At 48.2% G+C, this 12,691-nt stretch carries 8 protein-coding genes; 5 read left to right on the top strand and 3 right to left on the bottom strand.

Features of this window, described 5'->3' with window-relative positions; all coding sequences use genetic code 11:
- Positions 1–41: 41 nt before the first annotated feature.
- From tamL to BQ5591_RS11685, 5 genes are all read left to right on the top strand, one after another.
- Complete coding sequence (gene tamL / locus BQ5591_RS11665; protein WP_071150688.1) at positions 42–2,348, top strand: translocation and assembly module lipoprotein TamL; 2,307 nt, start codon at positions 42–44, stop codon at positions 2,346–2,348.
- Between the two features lie 731 nt (positions 2,349–3,079).
- Positions 3,080–4,744 carry a tetratricopeptide repeat protein gene (locus BQ5591_RS11670; protein ID WP_159434462.1) on the top strand — a complete coding sequence of 555 codons (1,665 nt, stop codon included), beginning with the start codon at positions 3,080–3,082 and terminating at the stop codon, positions 4,742–4,744.
- A 129-nt stretch (positions 4,745–4,873) separates the two neighbouring features.
- Positions 4,874–6,130, top strand: a complete 1,257-nt coding sequence (locus BQ5591_RS11675; RefSeq protein ID WP_071149522.1) for a TlpA family protein disulfide reductase — start codon at positions 4,874–4,876, stop codon at positions 6,128–6,130.
- 143 nt (positions 6,131–6,273) lie between these two features.
- Entirely contained in the window at positions 6,274–8,466 is a 2,193-nt protein-coding gene (locus BQ5591_RS11680; protein ID WP_071150689.1) for a peptidase domain-containing ABC transporter, read from the top strand.
- A 5-nt stretch (positions 8,467–8,471) separates the two neighbouring features.
- Complete coding sequence (locus tag BQ5591_RS11685; protein ID WP_071149523.1) at positions 8,472–9,767, top strand: HlyD family secretion protein; 1,296 nt, start codon at positions 8,472–8,474, stop codon at positions 9,765–9,767.
- Between the two features lie 113 nt (positions 9,768–9,880).
- On the opposite strand, the gene BQ5591_RS11690 is transcribed toward BQ5591_RS11685, so the two are convergent.
- The 3 genes from BQ5591_RS11690 to BQ5591_RS11700 all read right to left on the bottom strand — a co-directional run bounded on the left by BQ5591_RS11690 (position 9,881) and on the right by BQ5591_RS11700 (position 12,524).
- Positions 9,881–10,435 (bottom strand): DUF3332 domain-containing protein, encoded by a 555-nt coding sequence (locus tag BQ5591_RS11690; RefSeq protein WP_022163858.1) that lies wholly within the window; start codon positions 10,433–10,435, stop codon positions 9,881–9,883.
- Between the two features lie 253 nt (positions 10,436–10,688).
- Positions 10,689–11,858: a molecular chaperone DnaJ gene (gene dnaJ, locus BQ5591_RS11695; RefSeq protein WP_071149524.1), complete on the bottom strand. Its 1,170-nt coding sequence runs from the start codon at positions 11,856–11,858 to the stop codon at positions 10,689–10,691.
- 27 nt (positions 11,859–11,885) lie between these two features.
- A complete protein-coding gene (locus tag BQ5591_RS11700) occupies positions 11,886–12,524 on the bottom strand; it encodes a nucleotide exchange factor GrpE (RefSeq protein WP_071149525.1) in 639 nt (212 codons plus the stop codon).
- Positions 12,525–12,691 lie beyond the last annotated feature (167 nt).

Here is a 12,691-nt window from a genome sequence, read left to right on the forward strand (position 1 = left end):
TTGTAGGCGTTTTTTTATGCGCCACCTTGATTGACTCCGGAATGAAAAAAGTCTTACGCCTTGCACTGTATGCGGCCATTGTTTTGTTAGGGGCTTCGTGCTCTTCCACCAAGTATGTGCCGGAAGGTTTCTATTTGCTGGACGAGGTGCGCATACATACGGACAACAAGGATGTAAAGCCTTCCAGCCTCTCTCTTTATGTCCGGCAGAATCCGAATGCCAAATGGTTCAGTCTGGTGAAAACCCAGCTTTATGTTTACAACATGTCCGGCCGCGACAGTACGCGCTGGATCAACCGCATATTGCACCGAATGGGAGATGCCCCGGTCATTTACAGCGAGGATGAAACCGAGCGTACAAGGGACGAGATAGGAAAAGCAGTGCGCAACATGGGCTATATGGGCGCCACCGTTGCCGCGGTGCCGAGCTACAAAGGGAAGAAAGTGAAGCTGACCTATCGGGTGACGACGGGCAAGGCTTACAAGGTGCGTACGCTGAACTATGATATCCCTGATGAAAAAATCAGGAACTATATGCGGCAGGATTCGGCAAAGACGTATCTGAAAGAGGGAATGCTTCTGGATGTGAATTTGCTGGATCTGGAGCGGCAGCGCATTACGGACAACCTGCTTCGGAACGGTTATTATAAGTTCAACAAAGACTACCTTACCTACACGGCCGATACTGTCAGAAATACTTTTCTGGTCGACCTGACGCTGCATCTGTCGCCATACAGGGGAAGCGGCGACGGACAGGCACAGACGCACCGGCAATACACCATCGATAAGGTCAATTTTGTGACCGACTACAATGTGCTTCAGTCTTCGGCCTTGAGCAGTATTGAGGTAAACGACTCCGTGCACTACAAAGGCTATCCCATTTACTATAAAGACAATCTCTATCTGCGGCCTCGGGTGCTGACCAACAGTTTGCAGTTTACTCCGGGCAGCCTGTACAATGAGTACGACGTTCAGCGCACTTATGCCAACTTCGGGCGTTTGCAGGCACTGAAATATACGAATATCCGCTTCTTCGAGGTCCAGCGGAACGACAGTGCTTTGCTGAACGCTTATGTGATGTTGACCAAGAGCAAGCATCAGTCTGTTTCGTTCGAGCTGGAAGGAACCAATTCGGCGGGCGACCTGGGTGCAGCCGCTTCCGTCTCTTTCCAGCACCGCAACCTGTTTAAGGGCTCGGAACTGTTTATGGTCAAGCTGCGTGGGGCATACGAAGCTGTGTCCGGTCTGCAAGGCAGTTATCGTGACGAAGACTATACCGAACTGGGTGCCGAAACGACCATCAACTTTCCGCGTTTCCTTTTCCCGTTCCTGTCGTCCGATTTCCGTAGGAAGATAAGGGCCAGTACGGAGTTCGGCTTGCAGTATAATTATCAGTTCCGTCCCGAGTTTACCCGTATCGTAGCTTCGGGCAGCTGGAGCTACAAGTGGGGAATGCAGCAGAGCAACATGCAGCATCGCATCGACCTGCTCGACATCAATTACCTGTACATGCCTTGGATTTCGCAGGAGTTCGAAGAGCAATATCTGGAAAAAGATGAAAACTATATCCTGAAGTACAATTACGAAGACCGGTTGATAGTCCGTACGGGCTATAGTTTTGTTTACAACAGTGCCGGGCGTGCCTTGATGAACAACACCTTGATAGGCGATTCGTATTCGGTACGTTTCAACATCGAGTCGGCCGGCAACCTGTTATATCTGTTGGGACGTACGGTAGGCATGAAGAAGAACGAGAACGACGAGTATACGTTGCTCAACATCCCGTTTGCCCAATACGTGAAGGGAGATATTGATTTTGCCAAGAATATCATGATCGACAATCGCAACTCGCTGGCCTTCCATATTGGTGGCGGCATAGCGGTGCCCTATGGAAATGCTACCGTAGTTCCGCTGGAGAAACGCTATTTCTCGGGAGGTGCCAACAGCGTGCGTGGCTGGTCGGTGCGCAATTTAGGACCGGGTTCTTTCCCCGGCGACGGCAATTTCCTGAATCAGACAGGTGACATCAAGCTCGATGCCAGCATCGAATATCGCACCCGCCTGTTCTGGAAGTTCCGGGGCGCGGTGTTTGTCGATGCCGGAAACATCTGGACGTTGCGCGATTATAAGGACCAGCCCGGAGGTCAATTCCGCTTTAACAAGTTCTATAAGCAGATTGCGGTGGCATACGGATTGGGGTTGCGCCTCGATCTGGACTTTTTCGTGTTGCGTTTCGATGGAGGTATGAAGGCGGTCAATCCCGCCCAGGGGGCAGAGCGTTATCCCATTATCCATCCCGATTTCGGCCGCGATTTTGCCTTCCATTTTGCCGTAGGTTATCCCTTCTGATTTTTCCCAGTTAGGAAATTATTTTTTCCCAGTTAGGGAATAATTTTTTCTTAGTTAGGGAATATTTTTTTCCCAGTTAGGCGTTTTCCGTGTAATCCGTGCCTGAGAAAAGTTGCAAGCAATACTCGTGGAAGTTGCAAGCAATACTCGTGGGAATTACATGTAATACTCGTGGAGATTGCTTGTAATACCCGTCGGCTTTCCTTTCACAACCCGGCAGCATTGCTTGTTAATCTCGGCGACATTGCTTGTTACGGTCGACAGCATTGCTTGTTACGCCGGCTAACTACCTATATCGCGCGGCTAAAGTAGGTAGTTACGGTCGCCAAGTGGCACTTTGAGAATGAAAAGTGAATAATTGGAAATGAATAACGTGGGTGAAAGATGGATACGCGGACGACGCTGAATGGGCGGATTCACACGGATAAAAATAAGAAAAGGGAAAAATGGGTTCACGCTTTCAACAGGAAAAATCTGCGCTGATAATCAGTGATATATGGTGAAAGATAAGTTTCACGTTCATTCAATTAAAAATTAAAATCCGCGTTCATCCGCCCATTCCGTGTCGTCCGCGTATCTATCTTTTCGCCTATCTGCCTTCACCGCAACACGCTAATTCTTAAAAGATTATGGTGAAACTTCACCCTATAAACGCCGTGAAACTCTGTGCTTTCTGTGGTGAGTCGGAAATAAAAAAATCGTATCTTTGCCACCAAAATAAATTCACCGACATGAAACTGACGCATTACCTCCTCCTGTTGCTCTGCTTGTGCTGCTTGTCCTGCGGCTCGCGCACGGACTATCCCAATCTGCTTGTCAAGGCGGACAGCCTGATAGATGCCTGTCCCGACAGTGCCTTGACTCTGTTGCATAGCATCCCTCCTTCGGCTCTGGAAGAGGGCGACCGCATGCGTCACCGGTTGCTGACCGTGGAGGCGGAATGCCGCAACGGACAGATGCCGGCCAGCGATTCATTGCTGTTGCCGGTCATCGACTATTTCCATCGTACCGGTGATGTCTTTTGGGAAGCGCGGGGCGAGTACAACCGAGGATATATTCTCCATAAGCTCCGGCAAAGTGGACAGGCCTTGGAAATCTTTCAGCGAGTAAAGATACAGATGGAACAGTGTGGAAATACCTGGTGGTTAGGGCGGACGTATGGAAGGATGGCCTATATCTATCACAACCAAGGAATGTTCTTCCAAGCCGATTCCCTTTATAAGGAAACGGAACAACTGGCCGTACAAGCGGGAGATACTGTATTGTGGCTTGAAACTTTAGAACGGCGGAGCATTCATTTAATAGCTATGGGGGAGGAACATTACCGGGAAGCGGAAACGCAATTACTGAAGGCTTGCCAATTGGCTCAGCAGAAAGGGTTTGGAAAAAATCAAAGCAGTTGTATGTTGACCTTAAGCCAATTGTACAGTTATATGCAAGATGGAGAGCAAGCTTTGCAATATGCTCGGGAAGCTTTGAATTTGAATGTGGATACTACAGAGATGTTTGTGGCCTACCTCCTAATTGGTGAAGCTTATTATAAGTTAAATCGTTATGATTCGGCTGTGATTTGGATGGAAAGAACGATAACGGATAATTCGTCTTTGCCTGTTCGCTCGGCGGCCTACATGCGTTTGGCGGATATTGCCGAAGAACAGGGGGATGCGGAAAAGGCGTTGGCCTATCAGAAGAAGTATCAGCAGGCTGAGACTGAACTGACAGAACAGTCGCAGGTAACCGAAATCCGTTTGACAGAGCAGGCGCAGACACATCGGCAGGAACAGTCGCAAATGAAGCAGCTGATTCTGATTTGTCTGGCGGCAATTGGTGCATTGGCCGTTTGCATTGTGCTGTTGTTGGGACGACGAGCCAGAGAGCGGAAACGCCTTCGCGGGCAGATGGATGCACTGATGAAGTTCTGGTGGAGGGAACATCGGGTGCTGTTGTCAGCAGCCCCGTCAGTGGTTGAGCCGGGAATCCTCTTACTGCCTTTCAATGAACCGAAAGAGGTGCACCCTCTGATCGATTTTGACGACTTGGTCGGTCATCTTCGCGAAACGGAACTATATGCCAAGGTGACCCGTATTCTTTCTTATCACCAATCCTACAACGATTATGAAGAACATTTCACGGTAGAAGATCAGAATGAACTGCTTAACCTGATTAACCGTTTTACGGACGGTTTCATTACCCGTCTGGAAAAACAAGTTTCACTTTCCGAAAAGGACCTTCGATTTTGTGGTCTCCACTTGTTAGGCTTGTCCACACAGGACATCGCCATTCTGTTGGAAAAAGACCGTTCCGGTGTATATAAACGTCAGAAACGTCTCCTGCATCAATATTTCCCGGATGCAGGCGATGAAAAGTTGGAAAAGGTGTTGAAAAGCATCAAATAGCCCCAGTTCCACACCTTTTCCACACTTAAAAGTTTGTGGAAAACTGAAAATTCCACAAAAATTCCACAAATCCAGTGCTTTCAGACAGTTAATTTTGGGGTATTAAAAGCTCTAAAAAACATAGTTAACATGAAAGCATCGATTCTATTTTTATTTTTTTTATGGATGGGTACATTGCCCTTCTATACCAGGAGCGTGAATGCCTCTTCTACCACAATAATTACCGATAAGGGGAAAAAAGACAAAAGCTTAGTCAATAAACCGGCTCGTGTTTTCCTTTCTATGGATGATTACATTTGTAGTGAGGATCAATGGGTTTACGTTTATGGCTTTAAGGGGTGGATTTCCGGAAATGAAGAAGCTTTTTTTGATTCAGTATATGTCCCTAAAGGACAACATCACGCAGAGTTTGAATTAAACATTCCATGTACATTAGATGCTCGATTGTTTTTTTCCAAAAATGGGCCAGATAGGGTTTCATTCGTGATAGAACAAGATTCTTGTTTATCCCTATATGTAGATGAAGAAACACCGCAATATAACGGTTATTGTATAAAGGCTTCAAAAGGAGGCTGTCTGAATAATTTTTTGCATGAATTGGGAGAGGAGCAAAAGAATTACCGTAGGAAGTGCAAAGAATTGGCAGAAAAAGAATCATTGGATAGTATTGAGATTTATAGCAAGAAACGACTGGAGCGTTTGGAAAAAGTGATGGATGAAGCCACTGATTACCCAATACTATACGAATGTTTTGCCATGATTAAATATGGACTTCAAGGAGCAAAGCCGACAAACATGAGTGAAATGTTTAAAAAAGCCGCTCAGAGGTTTGATTGGTATTATGGACTCAAATCCTGGTATTCGCCCGATTCAATCCGTCGTCCATCTTTAGAAGCTCAGAGAGTTGCCAATCGTTTTAAGGAACTGAATAGGAAGAAACGTGAGTGTGAATTATTGAATAAAGAAACTGGTGCTTATATGGAGTTGGCTTTTCAAAATGCAGAAGGACAGGAAATAAGTACCAAAGGTTTGTCTCAACCTTATGTATTGGTTGACTTTTGGGCCAGCTGGTGTAAGCCTTGCCGGCAAGAAATTCCTTATATTCAGCAAGCCTTGTCTCAGTATGGAGATTCATTAGCCATATATGCGGTTTCATTGGACAACAATCGGGATAATTGGCAGAAAGCCATTCAAGAAGATAACACTCAATCTTTTATACAGGTTATAGGGACATTGCGAAATGGTTCCCGTACCCGTTTATTGCGTCAATTGGATATCAAATCCATCCCGACCAATTTCTTACTGGATAAAGAGCGTCGCATTATAGCCAAGGATTTGCGAGGCGATTTATTGATACAGACAGTTGATAGTTTAATGAAACAATGAAATATAATATTTAAGTAGCTTAATTCCTTAACTTTTTTGACTAATAGATTACAATCTATTTATAAACTTGCAAAATTAGAATTTTATAATTCCTCCAAAAACGGTGAATGGCTGACATGGCATTCAAGATTTATTTGATTTATATGAAATCTTTCCCCTATTATACCCAGCACGACCAAATGGACTGCGGTCCCACCTGCCTACGCATGGTGGCCGCCCACTACGGCAAGCGCTACTCGCTGGAAGGACTGCGTGAAAAGAGTTTCCTGACCCGCGAGGGGGTGTCGATGCTGGGCATCAGCGAGGCGGCGGAACGCATCGGGCTACGGAGCATCTGCGTACAGGTGGATTACGAACGGTTGAGGGAAGCGCCCCTGCCGTGCATCGTACACTGGAACCAGCAGCATTTCGTGGTGGTGTATCGCATGGACGGGCGGCACGTGTGGGTGGCCGACCCGGGAGCGGGGAAACTGAAATATACACAGGAGGAATTCTGTCGCTGCTGGTTCAGCGCGAAGAAGGACGGACTGGATACGGGCGTGGCGTTGCTGCTGGAACCTACTCCGGAGTTTTATGCGCGGGAGGACGACGGCGACGAGGGGGAGATGAGCAGAAAAGGATTTGCCTTTATGTACTCGTATCTGCGGCCTTACAAACAACTGGTAGGACAACTGCTGCTGGGACTGCTGCTGGGCAGCGGAATACAGCTGATGCTGCCTTTCCTGACACAGAGCGTGGTGGATTTCGGCATCAACAACCAGAATTTGGGGTTTATCTGGCTGGTGCTGGTGGCACAGCTGACGCTGACCTTCAGCAGTTCGGCGGTAGAGTTCATACGGGGCTGGATTCTGCTTCATCTGGGCACGCGCATCAACATCGCCCTCATCTCCGACTTCCTGGCCAAACTGATGCGCCTGCCGATGGGTTACTTTGACACGAAGATGACGGGCGACATCCTGCAACGCATCAATGACCACACCCGCATCCAGAACTTCCTGACGGGCAGCAGCCTGAGCGTGGTGTTCTCCACGTTCAACATCGTGGTGTTCGGGCTGGTGCTGCTGCTCTACAGTCCGCTGGTGTTCTTCATCTTCATGGCGGGCAGCGCACTCTACGTGGCCTATGTGTGGTTGTTCATGAAGAAGCGGGCAGAACTGGACCACAAGCGTTTTGCCCAGCAGAGTGCCAACCAGAGCAGCGTGGTGCAGCTGGTGACAGGCATGCAGGAAATCAAACTGAGCGCGTGCGAGCGACAGAAGCGGTGGGAGTGGGAACGGATACAGGCACGCCTGTTCCGGGTGAACATCCGGAGTCTGGCCTTGCGGCAGTATCAGGACTCGGGCGCGGTGCTCATCAACCAGACGAAGAACGTCATCATCACGGGGCTGGTGGCCAGCTTCGTGGTGCAGGGCGACATGACGCTGGGCATGATGATGTCGGTGCAATACATCATCGGGCAACTGAACAGCCCGGTGAACGAACTGATAGGCTTTGCCCGCGACATGCAGGACGCCCGCCTGAGCATGAACCGGCTGAGCGAGGTGCGCGACAAGCCCGACGAGGAACCTGCCGGGCGGGAAACGATGCGGGACATTCCCCAGGGGAAGGACTTGCGGGTGGAAGACCTGAGCTTCAAGTACGACCCGCTGGGCGAGGCCCCTACACTGGACCGTATCGGCCTGTGTATTGAGGCAGGACGCCAGACGGCCATTGTAGGTATGAGTGGCAGTGGGAAGACGACGCTGGTGAAGTTGCTGTTGGAGTTTTATCCGCCGGCAGCGGGCCGCATCATGCTGGGTGACATACCACTGGATGCCTACAGCGTGCGGGAGTGGCGGAAACGGTGCGGAGTGGTGATGCAGGACGGATTCATCTTCTCGGATACCATAGCGGGGAATATCGCTCCGGGGGTAGAGCATATTGATAAGGAACGCTTGTTGCATGCGGCACGGGTGGCGAATATACAGGATTTTGTCGCTTCACTTCCCTTGGGCTATAACACCAAGATAGGCAGCGAGGGACATGGATTGAGCCAAGGACAGAAACAGCGGATACTGATAGCCAGAGCTGTGTATAAAGATCCGGAATTTATCTTCTTTGACGAAGCGACCAATGCGCTGGATGCAAACAATGAACGGCGTATCATGGAGAATCTGCAGCAATTTTTCAAGGGACGCACATCGGTGGTGGTAGCCCATCGGTTGAGCACCGTGCGCCATGCCGACAAGATTGTGGTGATAGATCACGGCCGCATCAGCGAACAAGGCACGCACGAGGAACTGATAGCCAGAAAGGGACAGTATTATAGGCTGGTGAAGAACCAGTTGGAGATTTAGGACAGATGGAAGAGCAGGAAAAGGATATAGAATTGAGGAGCGAGGAAGTGCAGGAAATATTGACACGACCTCCGCATGCGCTGGTACGCTGGGGCATTACCGTGTTTTTCGGGTTACTGGCCCTGTTCTTTATAGGCGGGTGCTTTTTTAAATATCCTGATACGGTGGATGCTACTGTGACCGTCACGACCGAACATCCACCGGTATGGATAGTGGCAAGGGGAAGTGGCAAGCTGAAAGAATTGTACCGGCACGACCGGGACTCGGTGTATGCAGGCGATATCATCGCTGTTCTTGATAATCCGGCGGTTACGTCCGATGTACTGGCTCTGAAAGAAGAACTGGCCGGCTTTGCCATAACAGACAGTTGTGTGCTGGCCATGAAGTTTACGGAAAGGTGGGCGTTGGGCAGCATACAGGCAGCATACGCTTCATTCCTGAGAAACCTGACAGACTATCGCAACTTCCTGACGCTGGACCTTTACGAACAGAAAGTAGAGGCGACAGTGCGCGAACTGAATGAATATCGTAACTACATCGGGCATTTGCAACGGCAGGCAGAATTGGATAAACAGCAGAGTTCCATCGCTGAAACTGTGCACGACCGTGAAAAGGGATTGTACGAAGACGGCTTGACAGCCAAGGCGGAATACGAGAAAGCACAACAGGAACTGTTGTCCAAGCGGCAAGGAACTGAACAACTGATGACTTCGCTATCGACAGCCCGTATTCAGGAAGCGCAATTGGAACAAAGCATGATAGAGACAAAGATGGAGCGGGAACGTGAGAAAAACACGCAATTGACAGCCTTGAAAACGGCATTGGATGAACTGAAAACACAGATGGATGACTGGGAACTGTCTTTTCTGTTTGTCAGTCCGGCCAACGGAATATTGTCGTACAACGATGTGTGGCAGAAGAATCAGAATGTGAATGGCGGAGACAAAGTGTTTTCGATTGTAGCCGAGGACACGGGGGCCATTATTGGAAAAATCAAACTGCCGGACTCGGGATCGGGGAAAGTGAGGCCGGGGCAGCGGGTAAACATCAGTGTGACGGGCTATCCGTATATGGAGTTCGGCTTTCTGACAGGACAGGTACAGGCTGTGTCGTTGCTGGCTGACGAAGCCGGTACATATACGGTGACCGTCAGCCTGCCGCAAGAATTGAATACATCTTATGGAAAAACACTGGACTTTAGCGGTGAGCTGGCAGGAACGGCACAAATACTGACAGACGAAAGAAGCGTTACCGCACGTCTGCTAAGCCCGTTGCAATATTTATGGGAAAAATACAGGTAAGAAAAAACACCGTCAAAACAATAAAGTTTCGCCGGGTACAGCCTTCCCGCATAGAAATGTGTGCAGGACTTGTGCTGTTACCCGGCGAAACTTGTATTGTTGTATTAGAATAATTAGCGGGCGGCGTAATAAGTGTTCACCATAGTAGCCTGGCGGGCAGTTGCTACGCCTTGTGCATCCAAGGTGACGTTCATGGCCTCTCCGTTGGGCAGATACATCTGTGCGGTGCCGTCGTTGTTCATTTGCAACAGTTCGGTGCTTACTCCGTCTGCTACAACGTTCCAGGTGTTAGCCTCTTTGTTGTAGACCAGTTCCATGGAGAGATTTTCTCCTTCTTTGGTAATGGAGTATCCGTTTTCGAGTGTCTTTACCAGATAATCCCCGTTTTCACCTTTCACTTTCTTAATGTCGCCTACGCTGGCCATCGGATTGCTGCCGCTCCAGAATTCAATGGAGTTAATGACAACTGCATCGGCCAGATAGCATACTCCGTACACAGGGATGATGTTGCATGCCAGATATACGAGTTCGTTGACAAATTTGTTGCCAATACTTTGATTCCAGTTGACCAACTTGCTATGCAAGCCGAATGAACCTACACAAGAACTTAAGAGAAAAGCACCGCAGATCATTACGGTAGCTGCCATTTTAAGATTGATTTTTTTCATAACGTAATCTTTTTAATACTGTGTGTTTAGGGAATAAACGTCCCTTGTCGAAGTTCTATTCCATTGCAAATATAGCATTTTTTGTGATAGTTGTATCGTTGAAGCTTCAAAAGAATATCATATTATATAAAAAAAGGCATGGACCACAACCGAAGTAAGCTGATGAAGAATCGAAAATCCTTCAGACCTTCTTGGGGTGGGCCATGCCTTTTCAGGACAGTTTCTTATACTTTTATACAGTGCCTGCTGTTATTTAGTCGAACAGGCTTCTGAACTTTTTGAATATCTTTTCTTTGATGGAAGTGTTGGGCTTGAAGTTGTCCGAGTTCTCCATTTCCTCCAGTTGTTTCTTTTCGTCTTTGCTCAAAGTTTCGGGAACGTATACGCTGATATTCACAAGCAGGTCGCCTGTTCCATATCCGTTTACGCTCGGCAGACCTTTGCCACGCAGGCGAAGCACTTTGCCCGGTTGGGTTCCCGATTCTATTTTTACTTTTACTTTTCCGTCGATGGTCGGGATCTCCACAGTTCCGCCCAGTGCTGCGGTAGGGAAGCTAAGCAGGAGGTTGTAGATCAGATCGTTTTCGTCGCGGATCAGTTCCTTGTCAGCTTCTTCCTCTATCAGAATCAGCAAGTCGCCCGGAATGCCGTTGTGCTTGCCGGCGTTTCCTTTTCCGCTCATGGAGAGTTGCATGCCTTCGGCCACTCCAGCCGGAATCTTTACGGTTACTACTTCTTCTCCGTAGACAATTCCTTCACCGCCACATTCCTTACATTTGTTTTTAATGATTTTGCCTTCACCGCCACAGGTAGGACACGTGCTGCGTGTCTGCATGGTGCCAAGAATTGTCTGCTGCTTGCGAATGACTGTACCACTGCCGTTACAGGTCGGACAGGTTTCGGTTCCGCCGTTTCCTTCTGCTCCCGTGCCATGGCAATGACTACAGGGAACATATTTCTTCAGCTTGAACTTCTTTTCTACTCCGGTTAAAATTTCTTTCAGATTCAGTTTAACCTTTACCCGCAGGTCGGAGCCGCGATAGCGACGCTGCTGCGCACCTCCGTCACCGCCGAATCCTCCGAATCCGCCTCCGAATCCGCCGTGGCCGCCAAAAATATCGCCAAACATGGAGAAGATATCATCCATTGACATACCGCCGCTGAAGCCTCCGAACGGTCCGCCGTTGCCGGCTGCTCCGCTTACTCCGGCATGTCCGAACTGGTCGTAACGGGCCCGTTTTTCCGGATTGCTCAATACGTCGTAAGCTTCGGCTGCCTCTTTGAATTTTTCTTCCGCTTCTTTATCGCCCGGGTTTTTGTCCGGGTGATATTGGATGGCTTTCTTTCGATAAGCCTTCTTTATTTCGTCTGCAGATGCTTTTTTGTCAACGCCTAATACCTCGTAGTAATCTCTTTTTTTCATATTACTTAAGTTTCGCAAGTGTCATTTTTATTCTCCGACTACCACTTTGGCATGACGGATAACTTTGTCATTTAGAGTATAACCTGTTTGAACGCAATCCAAAATCTTTCCCTTCAGGTTTTCTGTGGGAGCCGGAATGACGGCGATTGCTTCATGGAAGTCTGTATCGAGTTCCTTTTCCTGGGTCTCGATGACTTTTACTCCGTTCTGTTCCAGTACCTTCATGAATTTGTTGTAGATAAGCTCAACGCCTTCTCTGACTGCTGCTACATCGGTGGCAGTCTCGATATTCTTAAGGGCACGCTCAAAGTCGTCGACAATAGGCAGAATGCTGCTGATGCTTTTTTCTGCTCCGTTCAGGATGAGTTCGGCTTTCTCCTTCATGGTCCGTTTGCGGTAGTTGTCAAATTCGGCCGACAGGCGCAGATATTTGTCTTTTTGCTCTTCGAGCATGTGCTGGGCTTTTTCCAATTCCTGAGCCAGCTTTTCCTCGTTACTCATGGAAGCGTTTTCTTCCTCACGAACTTCATTCTGATCTGTTGCAACCTCTTCCTGCTCGTTAGGGCGGGCATTCTGAGTACCCAGATTCTCTTCTCTGTTGTTTTCTTTTTCTGGATTCATATTGTTATTATGCTTATTGTTTCTGTAATATTTTTTATCTTTCATCGTTTCTAAGGTTTAAGTTTTGCATTTTCTTAATTTCTGTTCCTACAAAAACTTTGCCAAAAATGCTTTTGTACAAAAACGCTGCAAAGTTAACACTTTTATGCCAGATTGACAGCGTTTCTCTGTTTCTATTCCTGAAATAATCGTATCTTTGCCGGCAAAATGAA

The organism is Bacteroides ndongoniae (genome assembly GCF_900108345.1).
GTDB lineage: Bacteria > Bacteroidota > Bacteroidia > Bacteroidales > Bacteroidaceae > Bacteroides > Bacteroides ndongoniae.

Coding starts and splice junctions, on each gene's coding strand:
- tamL (WP_071150688.1), top strand. CDS start 42: ATGAAAAAAGTCTTACGCCTTGCACTGTATGCGGCCATTGTTTTGTTA.
- BQ5591_RS11670 (WP_159434462.1), top strand. CDS start 3,080: ATGAAACTGACGCATTACCTCCTCCTGTTGCTCTGCTTGTGCTGCTTG.
- BQ5591_RS11675 (WP_071149522.1), top strand. CDS start 4,874: ATGAAAGCATCGATTCTATTTTTATTTTTTTTATGGATGGGTACATTG.
- BQ5591_RS11680 (WP_071150689.1), top strand. CDS start 6,274: ATGAAATCTTTCCCCTATTATACCCAGCACGACCAAATGGACTGCGGT.
- BQ5591_RS11685 (WP_071149523.1), top strand. CDS start 8,472: ATGGAAGAGCAGGAAAAGGATATAGAATTGAGGAGCGAGGAAGTGCAG.
- BQ5591_RS11690 (WP_022163858.1), bottom strand. CDS start 10,435: ATGAAAAAAATCAATCTTAAAATGGCAGCTACCGTAATGATCTGCGGT.
- dnaJ (WP_071149524.1), bottom strand. CDS start 11,858: ATGAAAAAAAGAGATTACTACGAGGTATTAGGCGTTGACAAAAAAGCA.
- BQ5591_RS11700 (WP_071149525.1), bottom strand. CDS start 12,524: ATGAAAGATAAAAAATATTACAGAAACAATAAGCATAATAACAATATG.